The organism is Paenibacillus solisilvae (assembly GCF_042656405.1).
Lineage (GTDB): Bacteria > Bacillota > Bacilli > Paenibacillales > Paenibacillaceae > Paenibacillus_Z > Paenibacillus_Z solisilvae.
In genome coordinates this window covers 116,043-141,484 of record NZ_JBHSOW010000092.1, presented here as the reverse complement: position 1 = coordinate 141,484, position 25,442 = coordinate 116,043, and the positions used below count along the sequence as shown (strand labels likewise).

Annotated in this window: 22 protein-coding genes, 2 pseudogenes and 1 other annotated feature; of the genes and pseudogenes, 17 read left to right on the top strand and 7 right to left on the bottom strand. The window is 47.3% G+C overall.

Annotation, left to right across the window (positions count from 1 at the left end; genetic code table 11):
• Positions 1–101 precede the first annotated feature (101 nt).
• A complete protein-coding gene (locus tag ACFPYJ_RS24445) occupies positions 102–986 on the top strand; it encodes a phytanoyl-CoA dioxygenase family protein (RefSeq protein ID WP_379190840.1) in 885 nt (294 codons plus the stop codon).
• Between the two features lie 154 nt (positions 987–1,140).
• Positions 1,141–1,911: a helix-turn-helix domain-containing protein gene (locus ACFPYJ_RS24440; RefSeq protein WP_379190839.1), complete on the top strand. Its 771-nt coding sequence runs from the start codon at positions 1,141–1,143 to the stop codon at positions 1,909–1,911.
• On the opposite strand, the gene ACFPYJ_RS24435 is transcribed toward ACFPYJ_RS24440, so the two are convergent.
• Positions 1,908–3,083 carry an acyltransferase gene (locus tag ACFPYJ_RS24435; protein WP_379190838.1) on the bottom strand — a complete coding sequence of 392 codons (1,176 nt, stop codon included), beginning with the start codon at positions 3,081–3,083 and terminating at the stop codon, positions 1,908–1,910. The genes ACFPYJ_RS24440 and ACFPYJ_RS24435 overlap by 4 nt on opposite strands.
• 189 nt (positions 3,084–3,272) lie before the next feature.
• Here ACFPYJ_RS24435 and ACFPYJ_RS24430 point away from each other — a divergent pair.
• The 3 genes and pseudogenes from ACFPYJ_RS24430 to ACFPYJ_RS24420 all read left to right on the top strand — a co-directional run bounded on the left by ACFPYJ_RS24430 (position 3,273) and on the right by ACFPYJ_RS24420 (position 5,293).
• A pseudogene (locus tag ACFPYJ_RS24430) lies at positions 3,273–3,946 on the top strand (PspA/IM30 family protein).
• 174 nt (positions 3,947–4,120) lie between these two features.
• Positions 4,121–4,525: a DUF350 domain-containing protein gene (locus tag ACFPYJ_RS24425; protein ID WP_379190837.1), complete on the top strand. Its 405-nt coding sequence runs from the start codon at positions 4,121–4,123 to the stop codon at positions 4,523–4,525.
• Between the two features lie 24 nt (positions 4,526–4,549).
• Complete coding sequence (locus ACFPYJ_RS24420) at positions 4,550–5,293, top strand: DUF4247 domain-containing protein (RefSeq protein ID WP_379190836.1); 744 nt, start codon at positions 4,550–4,552, stop codon at positions 5,291–5,293.
• 109 nt (positions 5,294–5,402) lie between these two features.
• Here the strand turns inward: ACFPYJ_RS24420 and ACFPYJ_RS24415 are convergent, their stop codons facing one another.
• Both ACFPYJ_RS24415 and ACFPYJ_RS24410 read right to left on the bottom strand, forming a co-directional pair.
• A complete protein-coding gene (locus tag ACFPYJ_RS24415) occupies positions 5,403–6,596 on the bottom strand; it encodes an FtsW/RodA/SpoVE family cell cycle protein (RefSeq protein ID WP_379190835.1) in 1,194 nt (397 codons plus the stop codon).
• 103 nt (positions 6,597–6,699) lie between these two features.
• A complete protein-coding gene (locus ACFPYJ_RS24410) occupies positions 6,700–7,212 on the bottom strand; it encodes a hypothetical protein (protein ID WP_379190834.1) in 513 nt (170 codons plus the stop codon).
• Positions 7,213–7,444: 232 nt separating this feature from the next.
• Positions 7,445–7,668 (top strand) — a binding site (T-box leader).
• A gap of 52 nt (positions 7,669–7,720) precedes the next feature.
• Between ACFPYJ_RS24410 and tyrS the strand changes: the two genes are divergently transcribed.
• A complete protein-coding gene (gene tyrS / locus ACFPYJ_RS24405; RefSeq protein ID WP_379190833.1) occupies positions 7,721–9,007 on the top strand; it encodes a tyrosine--tRNA ligase in 1,287 nt (428 codons plus the stop codon).
• A gap of 116 nt (positions 9,008–9,123) precedes the next feature.
• On the opposite strand, the gene ACFPYJ_RS24400 is transcribed toward tyrS, so the two are convergent.
• The 3 genes and pseudogenes from ACFPYJ_RS24400 to ACFPYJ_RS24390 form a co-directional block, all read right to left on the bottom strand.
• Positions 9,124–9,561 carry a class I adenylate-forming enzyme family protein gene (locus ACFPYJ_RS24400; protein ID WP_379190832.1) on the bottom strand — a complete coding sequence of 146 codons (438 nt, stop codon included), beginning with the start codon at positions 9,559–9,561 and terminating at the stop codon, positions 9,124–9,126.
• Positions 9,542–10,687, bottom strand: coding sequence for an AMP-binding protein (locus ACFPYJ_RS24395; protein ID WP_379190831.1), 1,146 nt, complete (start codon positions 10,685–10,687; stop codon positions 9,542–9,544). Before ACFPYJ_RS24395 ends, ACFPYJ_RS24400 begins: the two co-directional genes overlap by 20 nt.
• A 183-nt stretch (positions 10,688–10,870) precedes the next feature.
• A pseudogene (locus tag ACFPYJ_RS24390) lies at positions 10,871–11,308 on the bottom strand (MFS transporter); the annotation flags it as partial.
• 288 nt (positions 11,309–11,596) lie between these two features.
• On the opposite strand from ACFPYJ_RS24390, the gene ACFPYJ_RS24385 reads away from it, so the two are divergent.
• The 11 genes from ACFPYJ_RS24385 (at position 11,597) to ACFPYJ_RS24335 (ending at position 22,478) form a co-directional block, all read left to right on the top strand.
• Positions 11,597–12,055: a TipAS antibiotic-recognition domain-containing protein gene (locus tag ACFPYJ_RS24385; RefSeq protein WP_379190830.1), complete on the top strand. Its 459-nt coding sequence runs from the start codon at positions 11,597–11,599 to the stop codon at positions 12,053–12,055.
• An 87-nt stretch (positions 12,056–12,142) separates the two neighbouring features.
• Complete coding sequence (locus ACFPYJ_RS24380; protein ID WP_379190829.1) at positions 12,143–12,811, top strand: HD domain-containing protein; 669 nt, start codon at positions 12,143–12,145, stop codon at positions 12,809–12,811.
• A 273-nt stretch (positions 12,812–13,084) separates the two neighbouring features.
• Positions 13,085–13,453 (top strand): VOC family protein, encoded by a 369-nt coding sequence (locus tag ACFPYJ_RS24375; protein ID WP_379190828.1) that lies wholly within the window; start codon positions 13,085–13,087, stop codon positions 13,451–13,453.
• A gap of 222 nt (positions 13,454–13,675) precedes the next feature.
• On the top strand, positions 13,676–14,890 hold the full coding sequence (gene lplT, locus ACFPYJ_RS24370; RefSeq protein WP_379190827.1) for a lysophospholipid transporter LplT: 1,215 nt from the start codon (positions 13,676–13,678) through the stop codon (positions 14,888–14,890).
• Positions 14,887–15,456 (top strand): GNAT family N-acetyltransferase, encoded by a 570-nt coding sequence (locus tag ACFPYJ_RS24365; RefSeq protein WP_379190826.1) that lies wholly within the window; start codon positions 14,887–14,889, stop codon positions 15,454–15,456. The genes lplT and ACFPYJ_RS24365 overlap by 4 nt, the downstream gene beginning before the upstream one ends.
• Before the next feature lie 18 nt (positions 15,457–15,474).
• Complete coding sequence (locus ACFPYJ_RS24360; protein WP_379190825.1) at positions 15,475–15,978, top strand: DUF2569 domain-containing protein; 504 nt, start codon at positions 15,475–15,477, stop codon at positions 15,976–15,978.
• Between the two features lie 206 nt (positions 15,979–16,184).
• Complete coding sequence (locus ACFPYJ_RS24355) at positions 16,185–17,561, top strand: extracellular solute-binding protein (protein WP_379190824.1); 1,377 nt, start codon at positions 16,185–16,187, stop codon at positions 17,559–17,561.
• Between the two features lie 180 nt (positions 17,562–17,741).
• Positions 17,742–18,632: a carbohydrate ABC transporter permease gene (locus ACFPYJ_RS24350; protein WP_379190823.1), complete on the top strand. Its 891-nt coding sequence runs from the start codon at positions 17,742–17,744 to the stop codon at positions 18,630–18,632.
• Positions 18,633–18,649: 17 nt separating this feature from the next.
• Entirely contained in the window at positions 18,650–19,474 is an 825-nt protein-coding gene (locus ACFPYJ_RS24345; RefSeq protein ID WP_379190822.1) for a carbohydrate ABC transporter permease, read from the top strand.
• A 50-nt stretch (positions 19,475–19,524) separates the two neighbouring features.
• The gene (locus ACFPYJ_RS24340) at positions 19,525–21,300 is read left to right on the top strand and encodes a sensor histidine kinase (RefSeq protein ID WP_379190821.1); all 1,776 of its coding nucleotides are present in this window, start codon (positions 19,525–19,527) and stop codon (positions 21,298–21,300) included.
• Entirely contained in the window at positions 21,297–22,478 is a 1,182-nt protein-coding gene (locus ACFPYJ_RS24335) for a response regulator (RefSeq protein WP_379190882.1), read from the top strand. The genes ACFPYJ_RS24340 and ACFPYJ_RS24335 overlap by 4 nt, the downstream gene beginning before the upstream one ends.
• A gap of 101 nt (positions 22,479–22,579) precedes the next feature.
• Here ACFPYJ_RS24335 and ACFPYJ_RS24330 read toward each other — a convergent pair whose 3' ends face one another.
• On the bottom strand, positions 22,580–25,330 hold the full coding sequence (locus ACFPYJ_RS24330) for a glycoside hydrolase family 2 protein (protein ID WP_379190820.1): 2,751 nt from the start codon (positions 25,328–25,330) through the stop codon (positions 22,580–22,582).
• Positions 25,331–25,442: the final 112 nt, after the last annotated feature.

The following is a 25,442-nucleotide window of genomic DNA, read 5'->3' as shown; positions in this document are numbered from 1 at the left end:
GTTTTGCATAAATCTCTAAGCGTTTTCAACAAAGACGTGCAAGCTTCGTGAACTTATACTACAAGTAAGCTAACGGTATGTATGATAAGGAGGCAGCTTACATGGTCAAAGTGAAAATCGGTGAGAGAGAGCTTGAAATGAACGGGCCGTATCTAACTGAATTACGTGACTCGAACGACATTCTTCATGATGAGGAGGCCCTTCGTCTGCGAATGAAAGAAGACGGTTATTTACTGATTCGCGGATTCCATGACCGTCAGGAAGTTTTGGATGCGAAACGGGTTTTTCTGGAGCGTATTGCGGAGCAGGGGAAGCTGGAGCCGGGCACGGCTATCGAAGATGCCATCATCAACAAGGCAAACAAAGCGGCGAATTTTCAAGGCAGCGAGAAACAGCCGGAGGAGCTGCTCCGGGTTGTAAACGGAACTCGAACCATGGCATTCTTCGAACGGTTCCTTGGCGGGACTCCGCTGACCTATGATTATAAATGGGTGCGTGCGGTATGCCATGGCGGCTTCACAGGCGCGCATTACGATATCGTATATATGGGCCGGGGGACGCGCAATTTGTACACGCTCTGGACGCCGCTCGGTGATATTTCCTATGAGCTTGGGGGGTTGGCTGTATTGCTCGGCTCCCAGCATTTTGACCGAATTAGAGAGACCTACGGCCAAATGGATGTTGATCGGGACCGCATAGACGGCTGGTTCACTGACGATCCGCTCGAGCTGGCCCAGAAATATGGCGGACGATGGGCGACGACAGAGTTTAAGGCGGGGGATGCGATCCTGTTCGGGATGTATACGATGCATGGGTCACTTACGAATCAGACGAATCAATATCGTTTAAGCGCAGATACGAGATACCAGCTGCAATCGGAGCCAGTGGATGAACGCTGGGTCGGGGCGAAGCCGAAGGGACATTATGCTTGGCATTCAGGTAAGACAATTCCAATGGAAGAGGCAAGAGCGAAGTGGGGAGTGTGAGCAGCCTCATTTTTTGATCAATACCTTTGAGCAGCAAAAAAGAGTCTGCCGCACGGTTGTAAGCGGGCGTCAGGCTCTTTTCGCTGTTCAGACATTATGATAAATTAAGGTCAAGCCTAGCACAGAGGAGAGGGTTAGAATCGATTGTCCCTACGTGAAATCATCTTTTGCGACACATCATGCGGGTTGGATAATGGGAGCCCATGCCCATCCTACATTCGAGATTTCTATCGTTCTGGAGGGACAGGGAAGCTTCTTCTATGATGGCTTCACCCATGCACTTGAGCCTGGCCATGTTCTCTTAATTCCATCTCACTGCTTGCATGATTACAGCAGCGATTCGAGAATTCGCTTTGGCGTGCTTGAAGCTGGCAGCATGCCAGAAGAGGTAGGGAAGCTGTTTCAGCAATTGGTTCAAGGAGAAGCGCCGCGGGTGCTGCTGCTCTCCTCCATAGCCCTTGAACAGTATGAAACCTTGTTCAAGCAATGGCTTCGGATGATTTCCGGCCCGCTTCAAGAAGAGACAAGCTGTTTGGTGACTTGGACTCAGCTCTTCATTCTCTTCCTTATCCAGCATCAGAATAGTGAAAAGCTTCAGCTCTCGATAGCTGCATCCGCCGACTTCATTCGCAAGAACCTGAGCAGCGAAATATCGATCAGTGATCTGGCTAAGCGCTGCCGGCTGTCCGAATCAGCTTACCGCGCCCTCTTCAAGGAGGGATACCGTTTATCCCCCAAGCAATATCTGCAGCAGTGCCGGATAGAGGAGGCCAAATGGCTGCTTCGCTCAACCAACCGCCCCATTCAGCTCATCGGCGAGCAAATCGGCTTCTCCAGCATTCATTCCTTCAGCGCCTGGTTCCAGAAGAAGGAGGGTTCCTCGCCATCTGATTGGCGCAAATCCCAGCAGGGTCAATTGCATTAAGCAGAGTCGCTGCTCTCCCTTGGCTGGATATTTTCCTGCCGGGAGGGTTTTTCTGGTTCATGCCCGGGCTCTACGGCTAATGGATTACGCTTGCCCCTTCGAGCAGCTGATTTCCCAACGATTAGACTCCCCCAAGTTCTTCTTTGTATGACCACCGTAAACCCCCAAGACAGGAATAATGCGATCGCTCCGCCAATCCAAGTCAGTGGATGATAGAGGATGGGATCGTTAGACATGAATTTTTTCCGCCATACCAGCAGCAGAAACGGATGAACGTAATAAATGCCAAGGGATGTCGCCCCGATCGAATAAATAAACATTCTGAGCCTTGCCCACTGCAAGCCCGATAGAAGCTGTGACAATTGAAGCAGGGCCAAGCAACTGATCGCACAGAAGCTGTAGTCGGCCGCAAAGTTAATCGCGGACAGCCAAGACCTTGGAACCCAGTGCGGGTCTGCCCGCTGCATCCACATTTGGGCTGAATAAGCAGCAGCCAACAGAAACCAGGTGTAGAAGATCCATTTTCGCATCCGAAATATCCCGTCCGTCGATTGAATGGCTAATCCGACAGATGCACCCAAGCAGTAGAAGAGCAGATAGGATGGAGCGAGACTGCCGATTTTTTTCAGGTGCCAATAGTGATAATTCAACAGATAGAAGGCTGTCTGGGAGAGAATGCCTACCGACAGCAGATGGGTGCGAATAGCCTTCTGGTACAAAATCCGGTGCAGCAACGGGAACAGCAGATAGAACTGCACGATGACGATGATAAAGTACAAATGGGGGTAGTTGCTCCCGATCAGCAGATGCTTTAAGAATGAAGGCCAGCTCTCCTCAATTGTTTTCCCCTCGATACGAATGACCAGCACATAATAGAAGATCGACCATAACACATACGGAATGGCGATGACTTGAAATCGTTTGAAAAAAAACGAAGACCAGCTATGCTTCTGGACATCATCATACTGATAGAACATGACTAACGCACTTAAGAAAATGAATGCCGGAACCGCGAAATGACTGACGGTGTTGACGATGTGATACAGCGGGTACAAGGTGGAGTTCATGGGCAGCGTGACAATCGGTGTGGAAGTGACATGAATCATAAGAACGGCCAAGATGGCGAGACCCCGAAATAATTCAAGATGATCTTTTTTTGCTCGTTTGCCCATTCGCAGTTCCCCCAAGATTCTTTATATAGATGATGGCTGGAAAAATTAGAGATATAGTGGATAGACGCAAATCATGGAAAAAAGTTACGGTGATTATTTATTTTTGCTTTCTTTCCTTCATAGTAATTAAAGAGTTTGCATGACTTTGAATCACAATTGATGGGTGATTAGGGAAGGGAGTTTTTTACATTGTCATTATTTAAGCGAATGAGAGACCTGACGTTATCGAACGTCTACTCCTTGATTGAGAAAGCAGAGGACCCTGTTAAGCTGACCGATCAATATATTCGGGACATGCAGGAGGACTTGGAGATGCCGAGAAAGCCGTAGCGGCGCAAATCGCCATTGAGAAACGGTTCAAGCAGCTTTATGAGGATCAGGAAGCATTAGCGAAGAAACGTGAAGAGCAGGCGCATACTGCGGTTCAGGCCCAAAATATCGGGCTGGCCCGCAAAGCGCTGGAAGAGAAAAATACCGCTGTAGAGAAGGCTTCCGAATACAAAATCAGCTTTGATCAGAACAAAGCCGCTGCTGACAATCTGCGAGGCAAGCTTACAGAGATGCGCAGTCAACTGACCGAGATGAAGAATAAACGGGAGACGCTTGCTGCCAGGTATAATGCCGCCAAAGCCCAGGCTGAGATTAATAAATCAATAGGAGGCTTTAGCTCAGACACGGCCTCCGCCGGCATGAAGCGGATGGAAGAGAAGATGCTGCAGATGGAAGCTCAAGCTGAAGCGAGCAATGAATTGAACAGTAAAGGGAAATCACTGGACGACGAAATCGAAGCGCTCGGCAGGAATAAAGCGGTCGATGATGAGCTTGCTGCCTTAATGAAGAAATACGATAGCGGTAACGAATAAGGACTGATTGAATCTCAGCGAACTTGCGGATTTCGGATTAGAAAGAACATCTCCGAACGCGAAGAAGGCATGATGAGTCCTGTCTGAAAGCTGTATGCCTGACTGCCAAATGATGTTCTTTCTTCCCGCACTGCCACGTCCGCAGCAAAATGAAAAATAATGGAGGGGCGCAGGATGACGATTAATGAAGTTATTGCCATGTTAGTTTGGACAGGCGCTGCAGCTGTGCTGCTCATTGTGCTTATGACCGTAGATTCACTTTTTACCCGCTATCAGGATATCGAAGAAATCAAGAAGGGCAATGTAGCCGTTACGACACGGTTCGTGTTGAAGCTTCTTGCCCAAGCGTACATATTATCCCAATCAATCACCACTTCTAATCATTTAGTCGAAGCGCTGGTTGTCTCCATCATCTCCTTTCTTATTCTGCTCGTACTTGAAGGCTTGCTGCGGCTTATTCTGCGCACGACTGCCGGTCTCAATCTGGATAAAGGCACACAGGAAGGTAAGATCGCTCATGCACTGCTTGCCGGCTCCATTCATGCAGCAGGCGCGCTTGTTATCGGCTCTTGCTTGTAAGTATTAAGCTAAGGGAGGCAGCACATGCGGCTATCGATTCAAAAGTGGATCAAATATTGGCTGATTGTAAGTTTAATCGTTCCTCTGCTCGCTGCATGCAGTATTACCTCAACCATAGAAGAGCAATTTCCGCTTGAATCGGTTAACGGAAGCGGATCACAAACCTCATATGTGTACCGGGCTGCAGGTCTGACTGTTGCCGAAACAGCAAAGGCGCTCGTGGATAAGTCGAAGCCGCAGCAGCAATCGGAAGTCAAGGATGGCCAGCAATTTCTGATCTACACGGATAAAGTGGTCCATTTGCAGCAGGATGAGAAGAAGCCTGAGGATACGCTGATTGAAGTCGATTCGAAGGATTACGTACGCAGCAATTACAGCGCAAGCTTCCTGCAGGGCTATCTCGCAGCGACGCTTCTGGGTGATCTGTTCGGGAACGGCCGTTATGGGGGAGGCTCTTACAGGGGCTACGCCGATCGAGATACGTATAAGCCAAAGGGCGGTACTTATCACGCTCCGACCGCTCAAGAGAAACAAGCCGTTCCGCCAATGACCGTCGACCGTCAAGGATCCATCTTCAAACGTTCCAAAACCGCAGATTCCAGTCAAGCAGGCGGGAGCGGCGGGATATTCAACAAAGCTCCACCCCAATCTTCAGGCAAAATTACTCGCGACAGCAGCAGCAAGAAATCCGACAGCTGGCTGACGCCGAGAAAAGCTGTGAAGCCAAAGACACGTGTCGGATTCGGCAGAGTAACGAGAAGAAGATAAGCGTTTCTGCACCTTGTACTGCTCCTAGTACCGCAGTGGCGCCGAAAGGGGTATTCGCCCGTGCCGGAGCCGGAGCGGATAATCGTACATCTGCCTTATTTGTCTTGGCTTAGTAGGCAGCGGCACGCTGCTCAAGCTGAATGCTGCTTTCTACGTCTATATCGTCGTAAATTTTAATATTCAATACAAAGCCGATGGATATCATATTTATCAACAAAGAAGTACCCCCATAGCTGATGAATGGCAGTGTGATTCCGGTTATCGGCATGATTCCAATAAGCATCCCGACATTCTCGAAGATCTGGAACAGAAACATCGCCGATATACCGGAAATGACATAAATCCCTCTTCTGGAAGTGAGATGGAGCGCAATCAGTATCATTCGATAAATGAGGAAGAAATACAGCAGCAGCAGCATGGCGCAGCCGATAAAGCCAAATTCCTCTCCAATAACGACGAATATGGAGTCGGAATAAGCATAAGGAACGCGTTCGGTCTGAACCGAATCTCCACGGAGATAGCCTTCTCCAAACAAAGAGCCTGAGCCGATCGCTTCCAATGCCCGGTCGGTGTGATAGGTGGCTTTCTCAGATGCCTGCTCGGGTAAGAGAACAGCATCGATTCGATCCAGCCAGTAAGCTTTGTGCTTGGATTCCATGAATTGAACGACTTCATCATGATAGTTCATGTAACTGATTAGAGAAGCAACGCTTACAACACAAACAATCATCAGGCCAATCAGAGCATGCCGATATCGAATGTTTCCGAACCAACAGATAATGACGAGGATAACCAGATAACCAATGGAATTACCCAGATCAGGCTGCATCAACACCAGTAGGAAGGGGACAAATGTAAAAAGCCCCATTGGCAGCAAATCTTGAAGCAATCGGAGATTTGGCGATGCTCTCCACGAGAGAAAGGAAGCGAGAAAGAGGATTAACAGCAGCTTGCACAGCTCGGCAGGCTGAAATTGGAAGCCTCCCAGGTTGAACCATCCCTGTGCATTGTTGATCGTACTTCCCTTGAAGAACAGCAAGGCGAGGAGTACCAAGCCAAACAGATAGAAGAACGGAGACAGCTTCATAATGAATTTATAATTGATGAACAGCATCGCTATTAACAGAATGAAGCCAAGTCCATAAAAGAGAATCATCCTTGTATAGGATTGTGCAAAAACTGGATTGGGATCATTATGGGTGGCGCTAAAGATACAGAAAATACTGATCGTCATGAAGATAAGCAGCAGAAATAGAATCATTCCGTCCAGTTTCTCCATAATTCTCTTCAAAAGAAAACCCATAAATGACCTCCATGCGTTCAACAGAATAAGGTGAATGACATAGAGTAGACGATCCGATCTTACATAAAGTTACAATTAAGAGAAAATAAACGAAATAACGGTATTAAGGGCGGCCTCTCTTCCATAATTCAGCCAATGGCCCATTCCTGCCATAGACGGGATCGCGGTCAGGCAGGGGAACAGATTTGATTTCCTCAAGTACAGCAGGCCGCTCTCCTTCTTTACCGGTTCTCAGATTATAATCCATACCTTCCGGATAAGCGCCGACGACTATAAAATCAGAGCTTGAACGCAGCCGCTTATGGCCGGTACCTGCTGGAAGTATGATAATATCTCCTTCCTGCACATTGACTTCAGCGCCCTCTTCGCCACCGATTTTGAGGACAGCGCTTCCGCCAGTCACGCCTAACACCTCATGGACATTGCTGTGGTAGTGATGGTAAGAGTAGACACCATTCGTCCAGCTGTTCAACCAGTTATTCCGATTGAACGTACGCTCAACATGATCCGATTTCCCCTTGAATGCGGCTGGATAAAGAAGGACCGGCAAACCCGGGTTATTCGGTATCGTTCCATCGTCTTGAAAATAGAAGCTGATCAGATTATAAGGATTCATACATTAGGTCCCCTCTCACAAAGAAAAATAATGACTATGCCCGGATGCTGCCCGTTATATAAATGGATAATCATCGGAATCTGCATCCAAACATACACATGCTGAATAAATTTAACCGTACTTCCAGCGGATGAGCTGATGTTTAATCTATGGCGATCCTAATCGGTACTCCAAGACAGAGTTGACAGCCGCTACTGAAATTGGTTAAAGTTAATCCAGTCCTTAATAAATGAGCTAAGCAATGAAGGGGATAGTAGCGTTTACTTCTAGCTTCCAGAGAGTCGGCGGTTGGTGCAAGCCGGTACAGAATGAGCGTGAATTACGTCCCGGAGCTTCTTGACCCGAACCTGCAGCTGCTGCAGAAGGGAAAAGCGGTCGTCTGCCGTTAACCAGACAAGAGTGGAGAATGCTTACGCATTTTCAATTAGGGTGGTACCGCGATGACTCGTCCCTGTCTATGACAGGGGCGGGTCTTTTTTGTGTAACCATACATTTGGAGGGAATCGTTATGAGCGAGATTAATCTGGCTAGCCAAACTGACCTGTTGGAGGACCTGGAGTACCGGGGGCTGATTCATCAAGTCACTAATCGTGAGAATTTGAGTGAAAAGCTGCAGAAGGAGCGCGTTGTTCTGTACTGCGGGTTCGACCCGACTGCGGATAGTCTTCATATCGGCAGCCTGCTTCCTATTCTGTGTCTGCGCCGTTTTCAAAAGGCAGGTCATATTCCGCTGGCTTTGGTTGGCGGCGGAACAGGCTTGATCGGCGATCCGAGCGGCCGCTCCTCTGAACGGTCGTTAAACACGGCAGAAACCGTAGCGGATTGGACCAACAGCTTGAAACGCCAGCTGTCCGGTTTTTTGGATTTCGATGCTGCTGAGAATGCAGCAAAGCTTGTGAGCAATTACGACTGGATCGCCCCGCTGGATGTCATCACATTCCTTCGTGATGTCGGGAAGAACTTCACCGTCAACTACATGCTGGCAAAAGATTCGGTTGATTCCCGGTTGGCAAACGGCATATCCTTCACAGAGTTCAGTTATATGATTCTGCAGGCTTATGACTTTCACAAGCTGCATGAAGATCACGGCTGCTCGCTTCAGGTCGGCGGCAGCGATCAGTGGGGCAACATAACGGCCGGTCTTGATCTGATCGGTAAAATGGGCGGCAGCGGCGCATTCGGAATGACAATGCCGCTTGTAACGAAGAGCGACGGGAAAAAATTCGGTAAATCCGAATCCGGCGCGATCTGGCTGGATCGCAACAAAACATCCGCGTATCAATTTTACCAGTTCTGGATTAACACAGATGATGCGGATGTCATTAAGTTCTTGAAATATTTTACTTTCTTGAATAAATCTCAGATTGAAGAGCTGGAGGCCGAGCACGGCCAGCATCCGGAGAAACGTATCGCACACCGTGAATTGGCCCGTGAAGTGACCAAACTTGTGCATGGCGAAGAAGCGGTTGTTAGCGCTGAGAAAATAACCCAGGCGTTATTCTCCGGGGATGTGACCCAGCTCAGTGAAGCCGAGCTCGTCGAAGCACTTCAAGACATGCCGACAACGGTGATTAGCAGTACGGACAGCATCGGACTGATTGAACTTCTGATTGAGGTGGGGGCAGCCCCATCGAAGCGCCAAGCGCGGCAGGATATTGAAAGCGGAGCTGTTTCCGTGAATGGCGTTAAACAAACGAGCATCGAAACGGCAGTTACTTTTGAGCAGCGATTGTACGGGAAATTCGTCATGCTTAAGCGCGGCAAGAAAAACTACTACCTGGCGAAATTTGAATAGAACTAAACGAAGGGGCTGCCGATATGGGCAGCCCCTTCGTATCGAGCTGGCAAACGAATGCTTCCTGAGCGGGGTATGTATTCTCATTGAATGAAATTGCTGCTTCGAATGTATGTTCATAACAAAATGGGAGTATATTGCTGCCTTAGCGCTGTTTTATTAAGCTTACCGACTGTTGTTCGCGGCAGGGAAGTTACGATTTCCAATCGGGTCGGAATCTTGAATGAGGCCAAACGATCATGACAGTAATGACGCACTGCTTCTAAAGTCAATTCAAACTCGGGGTGAAGGGTGACTACCGCTGTAACCTCTTCCCCTTCATTGGGTAAAGGCGTTCCAATGATAGCAGCCTCGCGAATGGAGGGGTGCTTACCGAGTACTTCCTCCACCTCCGGAGCATAAACATTGGAGGCATTAACAATAATCATATCCTTTTTACGGTCTAACAGGTACAAGTAGCCATCCTCATCCAATTTACCGATATCTCCCGTATGAAGCCATCCATCGCGCAGCGCATTTGTCGTTTCCCCTGGATTATTCCAATAACCGCGCATGATCTGAGGGACCCCGGCAAATGATTTCCCCTGCAGCGCCTGACTTTACATCATCACCGGCATTATCAACAACCCGTACCTCGAAAATTTCCTGCCCCCACGCAGCGGTATGAGAAGGCTTGCCCACGGATTGAAGCCTGTTTAATCTCTCTTCCTGCATGCATTCATTGATGGAGAAGGAGCTGATGAAATTACCGCTTTCGGTTTGAGAATAAACTTCGATTAATTGTGCATGCGGGAAAATCTCTCTCGCCTTGCGGAGCGTGGTTTCACTAATCGGCGCACCCCCGCAGGATATCGCCTCGATCGATTGCAGCTGCCTTTGTTTAATGCCGGGCAGGTTGACGATATCTCTTAGCAGCAGTCCAACTGTGCCAAGATTTCGAAGCTGTTCGCGCTCAATGATCGTAACGGTCTCTTCCGCGGTTAAGGGATAAGAATCCGGGAAGATTAGGCATCCGCCCTCTATAAGCGAAGTCCACACAACGAATTGGCCGGTCAGATGAGCGAGGTTCGCAACAATGGATTTCTTCGCCCGGTTATAACCGCTGCCTAATCTCGTGTTCATGGAGGACCAGTTTCGAAGACCGCGGTGCGTATGCATGACACCTTTGGAGCGCCCGGTTGTTCCGCCGGTATAAATGATGAGGGCGATATCATCGGGATCCGCCTCATAGATCCGGACGAAGTGAGGCTTATTCGAGATGAAGTCCTCAATGGAGTGTGCTGCGGAACCTGATTGACAAGAGACAAGGTGCTGTGCAGCTGAAGCTGCGGAAGTGATTAATTCTGCAATCTTATCGTCCGTGGAGTCGAATATGATGGCTGCAGGAGCAGCGTCCTCAAGTATATGTGCAATCTCTGGGATGGCTAAGCTTGGGAAAATAGCAAAAGGTACGGCGCCAATTGCAGCCGCGGCATATTCAGCGATTACTAAATGAGGGGATGGATTCCCTATTAATGCAACTCTGTCCCCTGGCATGATCGACAGCTGTTCAAATCCACCTGCGACACTGTTTACCTGGCGTAATAATTCTTCGTAAGTTAAGGTTTGTTCCTTGCTTTTCATTGCTGCATTCATTGGGCAAACACGCGCAATTTCCGGCAGCAGCTGGGATAGAATCAAAGCGATAGCCTCCTTGTTGGCCGTGAATAATACCAACTGATTTGCTTGGTGATAAAACTTTACCATCACAAGGTGAGCGTGACAAATTGGTATTTCTGATGCGTTGTTAATGTTTTAGTTATAGGTAAAGGTTTGGAAGAACAAGGAGAACCGGCAATTCCATAAATGATCTCCAGTGATAGCAGTTTGCAGGAGAGACATCACGGATTGTGCCTGATCATCGGGAACATGCAGCTTAAATAGCTTCATTCCGGAAGGCTGCGCGAATTGAGATAAGGTAGAGGAGCACAAGGTAAGAAGGAGCACAGCTTCCCATGTCCCTGAGGTTAACACCATCAGCAGGATGAATACGGAGACTGCGCTTAACAGATCGCACCAGATGACTGTTTTTTTGGGACGGTAACGATCTGCGGCAGCACCGCCGATGAATGAAAATAGAAACATCGGTGCGTATTCAGCGACTGAAATCATGGAAATGGCAACAGCATCTCCATCGGTCATGTCCATCACATATAAGAGAATGGCGAAATTTCGTATCCAAATACCGATTTGAGAAAATAAGTTTGAAATCAGGACCGTACGGATAAAACGATTGTGAACCATTAACCTAGGAGATGACATGCGGCAGAATCCCTTCCCTTCGAGGCGTTTGATCGTGTTGAATGATCGTAATCCCTCCTCTAAGAGGAGAGTCAACGCTTAACTTTCGCATTTTCTGCGCTTGACCCTGACCTAACAGGAGGCTTTAAGCTTGTTGCAAAGAAAGGAGTGATTGCGTTGTCCTACACGGTCAAAGAAATTTCAGCCTTATCCAAGGTGACCATTAAAACGCTGCATCATTAGCGGATATCGATTTTATCCAATCAAAGAGAATTAATAAACGCCCGTATGCGAAGACTGGAGCGGGTCATGGGTACCTTGAACGAATCGATTATCAGCACGGCGAGAGGGGAAACAATGGATACAACAAAGATGTTCAGAGGCTTTGAAGACGAGGAGGAGTGGCAGACGGCACTTGCCGAGCAAAAGCAATATTTGAAAGAAGCGTACGAATATGATTTACTGAAGGACAACACAATTGATGTGGAAGTCATGAACGAGCAGGCCGCAGAGGCTGTTCAATTTATGAATGGGATGGCGAAATCCTTGCAGGAAGGGCTTAGATACGATGACGCTAAAGTAAGGATCATGATCAGGGAGCATCTGGATTTCCTGAATAATATTGGGCATGAGATAAGCGATTCCGGCTTTGCGGCGCAAGCCAGATTCTTTCTAAATGATGACTTTCATCGAAATATGCTGGAGTCAGTGCAAATCGGCCTTGCTTATTATCTTTGTGCCGCTGCTGAAGCATTAGCAACCGAGTGATTGTGCAGCTATTGTGAAAAGTTGAAAATATAACGAGGGAATAAGCGCCTGAGCTGCAGCCCTAATAGAAAGGAAGATTAAACTGCCATGTCTGAGACAGCAAACGGACAAGAACGACATTCAATCCTAGCGTCAGCTGAATTATTCGTAAAATCGGAACTGGGCAGCGATGCTTCAGGCCATGATTGGTGGCATATTCACCGTGTTGTCGAGATGGCCAAACGAATCGCCGTCGGAGAGGGAGCAGATATGTTTATCTGTGTGATCGCTGCACTGATCCATGATGTGGCGGATGAGAAGCTCAATGATTCGAAGGAAGCGGGACTCCTCAAAGTGGACTCATGGCTGGAAAGTCAGCCTATTGAAGAGGAGGAGCGCCGCCACATTATGGAGATCATTTCGACCATGTCCTTCAATGCCGGTACTAACCCGCCAATGCGCACATTAGAGGGGAAAATCGTTCAGGATGCTGATCGCCTGGATGCGATCGGTGCAATCGCAATAGCCCGTACGTTCTTGTATGCAGGGTGGAAAGGTGATCCGATTCATGATCCGCTGCTGCCGCCCAGGGATTCCATGACAAGAGCCGAATACCGGGGTGGCAGGAGTACGGCTATCAATCATTTCTACGAAAAGCTCCTCAAGCTCAAGGACAACATGAATACTTCATCCGCCAAGCGTATCGCTGAGGATAGGCACGCGTATATGGTGCGGTATTTGGAACAGTTTCATCAAGAGTGGGAAGGGCAAGCTTAAGGGAGGAGCAATTATAAATAGCCGTGTTCTCGAATACTACGATGCGAAGGCAGCCGGCTCTATTGAATCGGCTGTTTTTTTTGCTGCGAGCGTAAGGTGAAGTGAAATTAGTAAAATAAGAAATAGATGCGAGAAAATTTCTCTTTTAGAAATAGTTGACGCTGATTTCTTTACTTACCCTAATATTGCATAGATGACAAACCAGCAAGAGCAGGAGATAGAGGCGTGAATAGGGAATATCTGTAAGCGATCATAGAAACGGAGGCGGTCCTTTTGCAAATTAAAAGCAGTTATCTATACATACCCGTAAGTGATCTTTATAAGTCTGCAAACTGGTACAAGGAACACTTAGGTTTTGAAATTGTAGTTGAGGACCCCATTTATCTGGAATTAAGAACGGAGTCCGGCGTTAGAGTAATGCTTATTCCAAATGAAGATCAAGTAAAGTCTCATATGAACTACAGCAATGGGCCGCAGGCTTCCTATGGATTTATCGTTTCGGATATAGGCGTCATGTACAAAGAGTTAAAGGAAAAAGGGATCCAAGTTAACCGGATTTCTGAATACGCCGGCACGTCCTTTGGTTTCCATGACCCGGACGGGAATATTCTTGAACTTTGGAGCGATTATCCCAGCGCGTAGCAAGCGAAGCATAGTGCGAGAATTAAGGAAGATCAAGTTTGGATATGAACCATCCATCAAGAGGCTTCCAATGAATCAATTGGCAGCCTCTATGGATTCTCCCTTCCTGTAATCTACGTTTATATCTTCTATAATCTGTCATAAATCTCTTCCAGACACCGCTCATTCTGGTATATGATTAGGTGATGATTTTGGATCAACTAAGTAGAGGGGATGTAGGGTTTGGCTTCGTTCAGAAGAATACTGTCAACGCTTAATGCGGTTGTTCTCACGCAGTTTTTAAGTGCGTTTGCGGATAATTTGAACTTTTTCTTAATTGTGGGCATGGTGAAACGGCAGGGCGTGGCGAATCCGGATATAACGGTAGATTATATTCAGATTGGCTTTTTATGCGCGTATATTGTTCTGGCACCCATTGTCGGCGCTTTTGCCGATAAGAACGCCAAATCCAGCGTCCTGCTGCTCGGCAACATTCTCAAAGCGATTGGGATCGCGATGCTCCTGTTCGGTTTACCGCCGGCACTGTGCTATATATTCGTCGGTATTGGTGCCGTCGTCTACTCGCCGGGCAAATACGGCATTCTATCCGAGCTCACCTCCTCTGAAGATGAGCTTCTGCGTGCGAATGCCAAGGTTGAAGGCTCAACGATTCTTGCGATTTTACTGGGAACGGTAGCGGGAGGCTTCCTTGCGCAAAATTCCGATTTGCCAGCGATCTTAACCTGTCTGGGCGTCTATTTGCTATCGCTCCTGATGACCTTTATAATACCTGCTAGAAAAGGAAATCCATCGCTTCGATATGGAACGGAATCGGTGCAATTTCTTAAAGACTGCGCCATGCTGTTCCGTAGCCCCAGATCACGGTTCTCGTTGGTTGGGACAGGCTCATTCTGGCTGACCGCAGCCGTGCTTCGGATTGCGCTTATTGCTTGGCTTCCGATCAATCTTGGCATACAGGATACGGATCAGCAATCCATGATTATCGGTGTAACGGCGATCGGTGTCGTTACGAGTGCTTTTGTCACGCCAAGGTGGGTGCCTGCCGGCAAGCTGTACCGGGCATTCTACTTTGGGCTTCTGATGGTTGCGACCGTATTGGCCGCTTCGATGACGTATGTGCTTTGGGCGACTTTAGTCCTCCTCTTCTTCATTGGGTTCTTCGGTGGAATCTTCGTTATTCCGCTTAATACAATGCTCCAAGAAGAAGGCAAAAGCACGATTGGCTCAGGCAAGACGATTGCGGTTCAGAATTTCGTGGAAAATACGTTGACGGTGACGGGCTTGTTTATCTACCTGACGCTAAGTCAGATGAACATTTCAGTGAATGGCTCTGTCATTGGAATGGGCCTTATTCTGCTTCTGTTTATGTTGTTTCTTGCTACAATGCTGTCCAAAGTGCGGGCCCAGTCAGCGGAAAAACTAGATGAGAGGGAGTGATTGCATTGCCTAAGCTCTTTGGAGACCGCATTGTTCTTCGTGAATACCGGTTAGAAGATATCGTGCCGATGCGGGGATGGGTCAATGATCCGGAAATTGTGGATCTCCTCTCTGACATCTTTCTATATCCGCAAACGATGAATGATACAGAGTCATTCCTCAATGCGGTGCTTGAAAAGGAAGGGGATCACAGGGGCTTCGTAATTGCGCATAAGGATACGGGGCTCTACATCGGTCAAATCGATTTATTCAAATTTGATTGGAAGAATCGTACGGCAGAGATGGGGATCGTAATTGGCGACAAAGAAGAGCAGGGGAAGGGTTACGGTGCAGAAGCGATCAGCGTTCTTCAACAGTTTGTATTTGATCGCCTGGGCTTAAACCGTCTGCAGCTGGAGGTGTATGAATATAACACGGCGGCGATCCGATGTTACTTAAAGTGCGGATTTCAAGAAGAAGGCCGTCTGAGAGAGCGCCATTTTATACAAGGCAGGTATTGGGATGTCGTTTGTATGGGAATTTTACGGAGTGATTACGTCCGTTTGACGGCAAATAGAGAGAATTAGGGAGCTGCTGATTAGCTAATGGAACATTCACAAGAAAAATACAACCCTCTGCACAATCAACATATTTCCGGACTTGGCGGATGGTTGATTCTCGCGCAAATCAGTTTATGGAGCACGGTCGTAAGCTTTGTCATTAATATATTCTTTAATATTCTGCCCATCTTCCGGACAGATCAGTGGAATAATCTAACCGATCCAACTTCTATGTCCTATAATAAAATGTGGCCGATCGTTATCCCGTATGAGCTAATTGGAAGCAGTCTGCTTCTGGGTGCATTAATCTATGCATTCGTGCTGTTCTACAGGAAGAAACGTCAGCTGCCTAAATGGTTAAAATACTACTATCTCGCTTATGGAGTGTACACACTCGTTGATTTTTTCCTGGTTCGGGCGATTCCGGAAATTCAAGATGTCGGGGTAACAAACCCGTTGGTTACTTTAATTAGAACCCTTGTCATCTGTGCTATTTGGATTTCGTATTACGGAATATCTGTCCGGGTCCGCAATACATTTATTAAATAGTCTGCCCCGGAAGCGGCATAATAGCACATATACGACTGCTGTAATGGAGAGCACCTTAGGGGTGCTCTTTTTATATGGGTATCAAAAGATTACCTTGAAAAAGTAAACCTCATACCTTGATTTCACACATTGTTGAGAGTTGTCAATTTCGTGATAATACAGATATAGAAATGAGCAGTTCATTATTCATGAGGGGGAAATACGAAATGGCAACAAACACGAAAAAGATTGCTGCAACCGTTTTAACCAGTGCCTTAGTTCTTGGCTTGGCCGCTTGTGGTTCTGCGAACGATACCAATAAAGAAGCTTCAAACTCGGGTAACACAGGTGCGGCCAACACGCCGGCTGCAAATGCCGGGAACGCAAATGCAGGAAAAAGCGACGAGAAAATCACAATAACCTTCCAAAATATTTATCCGGACCCAACAACACCGACGTATAAAATGCTTCACCAAATCGTCGATCAATACCAAAAGGATCACCCTAACATAACCATTGAGCTTGATTCGATGAATACGGATCAACAAAAGCTGAAATTGAAAACGCAAGCTGCATCCAAAGAAGTGCCGGATATCACAATCGTTAACCCGTCTGCGCAGATGAAACCGTTTGTTGATGCGGGCTTGCTTGCTCCATTGAATGACATGCTGGACCAAAACGGTCTGAAAGACACCTATCAATCCGGTCTTCTTGACTACTACAGCTTCGATAACAATATTTATGCACTGCCAGACGGTAACAACATTCAAGTTATTTACTATAACAAAGACTTGTTCGCTCAAGCAGGCATTACAAACACGCCAACAACGTTTGAAGAGCTTGTGGCTGATGTGAAGCTATTGAAATCCAAAGGTATTACACCAATGGCAATCGGTGAAAAAGATTCTTGGACAGGTTCTTTCAACTTCATGAATCTTGTCCTTCGTACGAACGGAGGCCCTGGCTTCTTGGCTGACGTTGCTGCCGGCAAGAAAACATTCGATGACCCGGCGTTCACTGAAGCGGTCTCTGCTTACCAAGATCTGATTCAGGCAGGCGCGTATGAAGAAGGCGCAACTTCGATTGACTACAATGCGGGCGGTAACATTTTCAAAACGGGTAAAGCGGCCATGTACATGATGGGAACTTGGGAAACAGGCGCTATTGATGCCTCTTCTGTAGCCGGCAAGATTGGCGTATTCAAAATCCCGACTGTAAACGGTAAAGGCGATCCAAACCAATATATGCTTGCACCAGGCTCCGCATTTGCAGTGTCAGCAAACAGCAAACATCTGCAGGAAACAAAAGACTTCTTGAACTACTTTGCTACCCAACTGCCAAAGGTGCAATTTGACCTTAAAAATGCTGTAGGTCTTGGTCAAAAAGTAGACGGCGACTTCAAAGCAGCTGGTTATTCCGATCTTGCAATCAGCGTTCTCGATCTCTTCAAAGATGTTAAAGGCGGCGACTTGGCATTCGATAACATTATGAATCCGGCAACAGCACAATCGCACTTAAGCAGCATTCAAAACATGTTCGTTCAAAAAGTAGATCCGGCAGCTGTAGCCAAAGAGCATCAAACTGCATTCGAAGCTAATAAGTAAGTTAGGTTTGTAAGCGATGCGAAGGAGGCTGCGGCCGCCCTTCGCATCTGATGTTTAGAGGGAAGAAATGAAGCGGTAATGAACCACAAATAGCTTGGATGATGCTTACGATGAGAGCTATTTGTTCACGAAGGAGAATCCGAGTAAATAATCACAAATAACTTTTAGGAGGCGGGAAAAATGAATGTTCTAAAAGTACCGGCACGTACAATTGCCGTCTTCGTGCTGCCAGCTCTGCTGCTGTATATAGGCATTGTGTTTGTTCCAATATTGTTCTCGTTTTATAGCGGGATGTTGGAGTGGGATGGCATTACAAAAGCGAAGTTTATCGGGTTTGACAATTTTAAACAGATGTTTTTCCATGACGCGGTGTTCTGGCCTTCCGTACGCCGGACGTTATTGTATGCCCTGTTCTCCATGCTGGAAATTCCGGTATGCTTATTCATCGCAACCTTGTTGAACCGTTATGTACGCAAAGCGAATACACTCGTATCGCTCTACTTTGTACCGGTCATCCTGTCGGTCGTTATTATCGGTCAATTATGGAAAACGATTTATAACCCTGAATCAATGGGGGGTATGCTGAATGGCATTTTGAACGGGCTGGGTCTTGAGAGCTGGACTCACAGCTGGCTGACTGATCCTGCAATCGCCATGTTCTGCTTGTACTTTGTTTCGATCTGGCAGTACTTCGGCTACCATTTGCTGATTCAATATACGGGCGTCCAGAACATCCCGACAGAGATCTACGAAGCGGCTAAAATAGATGGTGCGGAAGGCTTCAAAGCGGATCGGTATATTACGTTCCCTATGGTCGTTCCAATCTTCAAAATCTCCATCGTGCTCGCTTTCATTGGTTCCCTGCAAGCTTTCGATCTCATCATGGTCATGACAGGCGGCGGACCCGCGCATGCGACAGATACCGTTTCAACATTGATGTATAATATGTCGTTCCTTTCCATGAAATATGGATACGGAAGCGCGCTCGCTTCCTTCCTGGTCATTCTGTGTCTCATCTTTACGGTCATTATTAATTCGGTTTTCAAACGAATTGAAAATAAGGTAAGCTAGGAAGGAGATCACGAGAAATGAAAACCATACCTAAACTGATCGTGTATCTTCTTTTCACGATCCTTGTCCTCACGCAAATTTATCCTTTGTTCTGGCTTCTGACCTATTCGCTCAAAACCAATGAAGAAATTCTCGGAAGCAGCTTCTTCGCACTGCCTCATGCTCCGATGTGGCAAAACTATAAAGATGCTTACAGTTTCGGACATTACTTGCAGTATTTGTCTAACAGCGTCGTTGTAACAGGTATCACTTTGCTTACGGTCATTCTGATAAGCTCTATGGTCGCTTATGCCATTTCGCGCTTCCAATGGCGTTACGGACAGCTTGTCACGCTGATCTTCCTGATCGGAATGATGATTCCCCTGCAGGCGACACTGCTGCCGCTTATGATAATTTTCAAAAATATTCATATCCTAAATACGCGTTTATCGCTTATTATTCCTTATATTGCTTTCTCAACGCCGATATCGGTCTTTATTCTAAGCGGATTTATGAAGGGTATCCCTCATGAAATCGAAGAGTCTGCGTTCATGGACGGTGCGAGCATATATCGGATCTTCAGAAGCATTATTATTCCGATTTCCGTGCCTCCGGTCATGACGGTTTGTATTTTAACCTTTATTACGATTTGGAACGAATATATTCTTGCTGCAACCTTTATCTCTTCGGAGAAATTGAAAACCCTGCCGTTTGGGATCTATACCTTCGTCAGTCAGTTTTCTGTGAATTACGGCGCGATCGGAGCTTTCCTCGTGCTTGGCGCATTACCGGTAATCGTGGTGTACTTCATTTTATCGGACAAGATTACTAAGGGAATGGTTGCAGGTGCGGTTAAAGGCTAATGCTCGAGGGAGAACGGCGGGACACACAGTGCTGAAAGGAGTCCACTTCGTTGAAGCGCGGCTTACACTCTATTAACAATCGTTTGTTTTTACTTTTTCTCTTCAGTATGGCGGGGATGCTGCTTATTGTCAGCATCCTTTACTACAACCGCACCACGGTTCAAGTTCATGATAAAGTCAGCCATGTAACGCAGCAGAATGTGACGCAAACGGTTGCTTTATTCGATCTTCTTCTTAAGGGGTATGACAGTCTAACTAAATCCGTTACAGGCAATACCGACTTGACCCGATTGCTCGGCAAAGAGGTTGTGACAAGTCCGGCTATCGATTATATCAATGAGCGCACGATTACGAACATAATCGGCGCTATTTATCTTTCCAGGGATGATCTTGTCGGCATTCATATCCTGACGGATTCGGGTAAGGTATATAATTACGGGAACTATACGAGCGCGGTCGCCGTGAATTATGAAGTATCCGACTGGTACCGGCGTATCCGCAAATCAACGGGGGATATGGTGTGGCTGGGCGTGTATGACCATTCCATTATCGATCAAGTGGAAAGCCGTCCCGTATTTACCTTTGGCAGAGTTCTGTATGACTTGATTGATCATAAGCCGTATGGAGTGATCCTGATAGAATCGAAGCCGATTACGATTTTATCCGCGATGAACAATTTGAAGATCGCCAAGAACAGCCAAGTTTATTTGATTTCGGGAGACGGGGGAATTATATCGACAACAGCTCCTTCCGGGAAATATCCGGATAATTTGGAGCTTCCTCGACCGACCAATCAAGGTGGAGCTATTGTCAAGAAAAGCCAAGGTCAGCTTATAGTCGCCTCCAGACTGCCCTTTGCAGACTGGACCGTTATCAGTACGACGCCGGATAAGGATCTGAATCTGGAGCTTGTGCAGACGAAGCGATTTTTGTTCATCGTGGTCATGATTTTGATTTTGCTGTCAGCATTAATCGCGTCTTTCGTATCACGAACGTTATCTTCACCGCTCAAGCGTCTGATCCGCGAGATGAAGCAGGTGGAGATAGGGAACTTCAACCGGACGCTGGAAGTTACTTCCTATCAGGAAATTAACGTTCTTGTAGCCTCTTTCAACCACATGGTTATCCGGATTGGAGAGCTTATTGAACGTGTGAAGATTTCATCCGTCAGCGAGAAGAATGCGGAGCTTCAAGCGCTTCAGACACAGGTTAACCCCCATTTTCTATATAACACGTTAGATATGATCTACTGGACACTGGATGAGAAAGGCAATGATGATCTGGGGGAGATCGTTCTCTCCTTATCGCATATGTTCCGGTACAGCAGCCATTGGGATGAAGGGGCAGAGGTCACGCTGCGTGAGGAAGTGGAGCAGATACGCCATTATTTGACGATTATCGCAGCCAGGCTCGGCGGGCGCCTGACCTTTGAAATGGATATCGAGGAGCAATGGATGGGGATTAAACTGCCGAAGATGACCCTGCAGCCTATCATCGAGAACTCCGTCAAGTATGGTTTGGAGCCGCTTCATGACCGGGTGGGTATTCTGAACTTATCCGTTCGTTCTGATGATCGAAGCTTCAAGCTCATGGTAAAGGATAATGGAATCGGTATTGATGAGGCTGCGCTGCAGCAGATCCGGTATTCATTAACGGATGAGGGAATCAAAGTCAATAAAGGGGGCATCGGCCTTCAGAACCTGCAATTAAGGCTTCATCATAAATTTGGAGAAGCTTATGGCCTTGAAGTAGATAGTCATATAGGGGAAGGCGCAACTGTAACGATCGTTCTGCCGCTTCCACAGGAAGGGGGTATTATCAAATAAATATATTAATTGCTGATGATGAGAATATCATCCGAGAAGGAATTAAACGTACGATTCTTCATGCGTATCCGAGCAGCAGTGTTTATGTCGCGGCTTCTACAGAAGAAGCGGTGAAAGTGCTGGAGCGCAGGCACATCGATATTGTGCTTACCGATATATTGATGCCCGGCATGGATGGATTGGAGTTTATGAAGATCTCGCACCGCAAATATCCGCATATCAAATGGGTCGTTATCTCTGCACATTCTGAATTTTCCTACGCCCAGAGGGCTGTTCAATTAGGCGCAAAAGACTACTTGCTGAAGCCGATTGGGAAGAAGCGCTTAATTGAGTTAATGGAATCTCTTGATGAAGAAGTGCAGAAGCAGTCTCTGATATCCAAAGAAGAATCCGTGTTGAAGTCGAGCTTGAAATATTTGCGCGAGGCGGTCTTTCAGCGCCTTGCATCGGGTCTTGACATTGGGAATTTCGATATCAATCCGATTATTGAGAATCATCCCGAGTTTCATTTAGTGATGGTCCGTATGGAAGAAGGAAACATAAGCGCACATTTGGAGCATTTTATTATCGATAATGTGCTGTCCGAGCTCATAGAGATGTACGGCCGCGGCTTCGTGATCAGTTTGGATCGGATGAATTTGCTGGGACTTATCACGCTAAATCAAGGAAAGCAGATTGAAACGCTTATGGAAGAGCTGCAGACGCATTTAAAGCATTATTTGAAGATTTCGTTTCACATGACCAATTCGGAGCGGATTGAACATATTGCTACAGTGCCTAAGGTGGTGACGAAGCTGCGTAAAGTCTCTGCGCTCCCAGTCTTCACACCTGTCGAGAGCAGCAGTGATAAGGCGATAGAGGCCGCGCTGCAGTACATTAAAGCTCATTATAACGAAGAGCTGTCGCTGGAGAAGGTCGCGTCCGTCGTCTTCTTGAATCCGGTTTATTTCAGCCAGCTGTTCAAACAGAAGACAGGCCAGGGTTACAAAGACTATGTGATTTCACTGCGGATGGAGGAAGCCAAGCAGCTTCTGCTTCATCCTAAGATGAAGCTGGCGGATATTGCCGAACGCATCGGCTATCAGGATGTCCGCCATTTCACCCAGGTATTCCGCAAGAAAGTCGATGTCACGCCAACCGAGTACCGCCATCAGCACGCGCTTTCCGTTCCCGATTAACGGTTTTGACCAAATTCGAAAAGCCCCGCTTCCCGCAGCTAATGTCTGCGGAGGGAGCGGGGCTTACATTTATTCTGGCGATGTGAGAAACGGCGTGCTGCTTATTGGTAACGAATCAGCAGATCAATCGGGTAACGACCCGCATTGCGGCCATATAAAGCTAGTCCGCCGTCTAATGCTTCAAGCTGCAGCTTGAATTGACGCGTTTGATTCAGCTTCGCAACAACAGCGCTTGGAACGCGCACCTTAACTAAATATCCATATGAACCCGCTTCATCCAGTTTGTTATCGACTGGCTGGTAATGCCAGGACAATACACCTCGGCTATCTGCAGGATCATCCGGCAGCAGCGCAGCTTCTATCTGCTGTCCGTCGATCAGAATCCGAATATTGGATTCGTAGCGGACACTATCCGTCATGTAATACGTATTGAGGTTAATCTCCGGATCGGTCTTCAAACCATGCATATACGAGATATCATGCTGTTTCTGAGACAGATGTTCTCTGTCTTTAACCAGCAGGCGCTTGGCGCTTGCTTCGAAGATGATGTCAACATCACCGATGAATGCAGCTTCGTCTGTATCCGGAAGGGTAATATCATAAGTGAAGCTTCCGCTATCACCGCCGCTTACCTTCTGATTCTGCAGCGCATTCCAGCTGTATGGCCACTCACGGGTTGAGAAGGAAGCGACCGGAACGCTGATCCAAATGCCTTCTGCATCATACTTATTATTCGCATCGCCGCTTCTTACGTCATACGTAATGAAGTTGCGGGTGATGACTTTACCGTCTGCCGTGGACAGCTGCACACCAAGAACAGCGACTGCATCCTGATTAGGCATCTTGGCTGCAATAGGGGCGATAGCTTTCACGCCATAGCCGTTCCACTCCAGCTGAGTACAACCGGAATCAGCAGTAACACGCACACCCAGGTTGTCGTAGGACAACTCCCAGCTCAGTGTCAAGGATTGACCATGGTATTGATCAGAGAAGCTGGAGCTGAGCAGGGCCACACTAACGGCTTTGCCTGCATCAACCGTTTCACACGGTGCTGCGTCGATGACAATGAAGTCTGCGGAGTGGAGGTCAGCAATCGACATTCCCGGAACAAAAGCTTCATAACCGAATAGCTTATCCGTTCCATCAATCCGGTAATAGCCGTTCCATTCATTCACAACGTCTTTGAATTCCGTAAAGACGAAACCGCACATTTTATCATGACGGCGGAATTCATTCATCATGTAACGGTAGTGCCAAGCGAGGTCGCTGTCGCCTGCACTTCCTTCAACCCCCCATACCGCACCGCACTCACTGTTCATTAGCGGCGCATCGGATTGTTGATTGCCGCCGATGTAGTTGAAGGTTGAGCCGACGAATGTTTTCTCAACGACTTCCGTAACATGCTTGCGCAAATTCTCATAACCGTTCAAGTAGAAATGCCAAGTGTTGATATCGGATTCCACATGGTCATAATTGCAAGGGGAGTTATCTTCAATGATCCGTGTCGGATCTTCTTTCTTAGCCCAGTGGTACATACTGCGTACCCATTCCTGAGTGTCCGGGAGATAATGATTCGTTGCCCCAGCATCGCCGGTTAAGCTGGCTGCTTTGCTGTTGGTCTTTAAGCCCCATGTTTCATTAAACATAATCCATGAGAATATGGATGGATGATTATAATCGCGATTGAAGATCTCACGAGCTTCACTTTCATAAGAGAGGCGGGCTTGTTCATCAGGATTACCCCAGAAGCAAGGCATATCCTCCATCACGAGCATGCCCAGTTTATCTGCCCAATAGAGCTTTCGTGGTTCTTCAGGCTTAATATGGATCCGGACAAAGTTAAGTCCAAGACGCTTTAGCAGGAAGATTTCATTCTGCATATCCTCATCGGCCGGATAAGTGAAATATCCGGTGGGATGGAAGGATTGATCCAGTGTTCCATTCAAATAAACAGGTTTCCCGTTCAGCGTAATCCAGCGATAGTTACGGCCGTCAATTAGAGCGGTACCGATCTCTCTGATACCAAAATACGTTTGCACGCGATCTTCGCCAGCGGAGCTGCTCAGAATAATTTCACCTTCATACAAATGAGGGGAATCCGGGCTCCAATGCTGCGGATCCGCTGCAGTGAACGTCGTTGCGATCGTATTATGACCTTCTGTTAATTCAAGATCTTCCTGATGAGCAACCGAGTTATTGGCAAAAGAAAAGGCAAGCTTCGCTTGACCGGCAGCACCGGCTGTAATGTTCGCGGTAACTTGAATAGTGCCATCCAGCTTTGTAATAAACCGGGCGTCGCTCACATAGTTCTGCGGACGAGCCTCCAGCCATACCGGCTGCCATATCCCTCTGGTTTCACCGTAGCCCTGTTTGCCGCGACCTTGATGGCCAAGGTCCAAATCCTCTGTGCGAACCGTAATGGTGTTCTCAGCGGAACGGTTCCAAACCTGTGTGACATCGAATTCGAAATTGCCGTAACCGCCGCTGTGAGTACCGATTGCCGTGCCGTTTACCCAAACCTCGGAATCATAGTCGACTGCTCCGAACCGCAGAATGACGCGATCTTTTGAGTTCGCAGGCTTCCAGCTGGATTTCCGGCTGTACCAAGCAATGCCTTTCTCATCCATGCCAATCCCAGACAAAGGGCTGGACCAGGAGAAGGGAACGATGATCGTAGAAGAGAAACTCGCTGCAGGCTGAGACCAGTTCTCTGAACGGCCGCGATCTTCGGAATCGAATTGAAAGGACCAGTCGCCATTCAAATTCTCCCATTCGCTGCGCTGCCAATCTGGACGCGGGTATTCCGGACGGGGGATCGAGGTTGCTGCTTTGATTGTAATGGATTCAGACATTGTCTTGTACACCTCTCCAATCATATAGGTAGTCAGGATGAAAACGGTATCTAGAAAAGATACTAGCACAGGTATATACTTATAACAATATATATATTGTTTTTACAATAAA

Bases quoted from the DNA above. Each gene is read 5' to 3' on its own strand.
- tyrS (WP_379190833.1), top strand. From the start codon at position 7,721: ATGAGCGAGATTAATCTGGCTAGCCAAACTGACCTGTTGGAGGACCTG.
- ACFPYJ_RS24330 (WP_379190820.1), bottom strand. From the start codon at position 25,330: ATGTCTGAATCCATTACAATCAAAGCAGCAACCTCGATCCCCCGTCCG.
- ACFPYJ_RS24400 (WP_379190832.1), bottom strand. From the start codon at position 9,561: ATGCGCGGTTATTGGAATAATCCAGGGGAAACGACAAATGCGCTGCGC.
- ACFPYJ_RS24425 (WP_379190837.1), top strand. From the start codon at position 4,121: ATGACGATTAATGAAGTTATTGCCATGTTAGTTTGGACAGGCGCTGCA.
- ACFPYJ_RS24380 (WP_379190829.1), top strand. From the start codon at position 12,143: ATGTCTGAGACAGCAAACGGACAAGAACGACATTCAATCCTAGCGTCA.
- ACFPYJ_RS24345 (WP_379190822.1), top strand. From the start codon at position 18,650: ATGAAAACCATACCTAAACTGATCGTGTATCTTCTTTTCACGATCCTT.
- ACFPYJ_RS24350 (WP_379190823.1), top strand. From the start codon at position 17,742: ATGAATGTTCTAAAAGTACCGGCACGTACAATTGCCGTCTTCGTGCTG.
- ACFPYJ_RS24410 (WP_379190834.1), bottom strand. From the start codon at position 7,212: ATGAATCCTTATAATCTGATCAGCTTCTATTTTCAAGACGATGGAACG.
- ACFPYJ_RS24435 (WP_379190838.1), bottom strand. From the start codon at position 3,083: ATGGGCAAACGAGCAAAAAAAGATCATCTTGAATTATTTCGGGGTCTC.
- ACFPYJ_RS24360 (WP_379190825.1), top strand. From the start codon at position 15,475: ATGGAACATTCACAAGAAAAATACAACCCTCTGCACAATCAACATATT.
- ACFPYJ_RS24445 (WP_379190840.1), top strand. From the start codon at position 102: ATGGTCAAAGTGAAAATCGGTGAGAGAGAGCTTGAAATGAACGGGCCG.
- ACFPYJ_RS24385 (WP_379190830.1), top strand. From the start codon at position 11,597: ATGGGTACCTTGAACGAATCGATTATCAGCACGGCGAGAGGGGAAACA.
- ACFPYJ_RS24355 (WP_379190824.1), top strand. From the start codon at position 16,185: ATGGCAACAAACACGAAAAAGATTGCTGCAACCGTTTTAACCAGTGCC.
- ACFPYJ_RS24420 (WP_379190836.1), top strand. From the start codon at position 4,550: ATGCGGCTATCGATTCAAAAGTGGATCAAATATTGGCTGATTGTAAGT.
- ACFPYJ_RS24415 (WP_379190835.1), bottom strand. From the start codon at position 6,596: ATGGGTTTTCTTTTGAAGAGAATTATGGAGAAACTGGACGGAATGATT.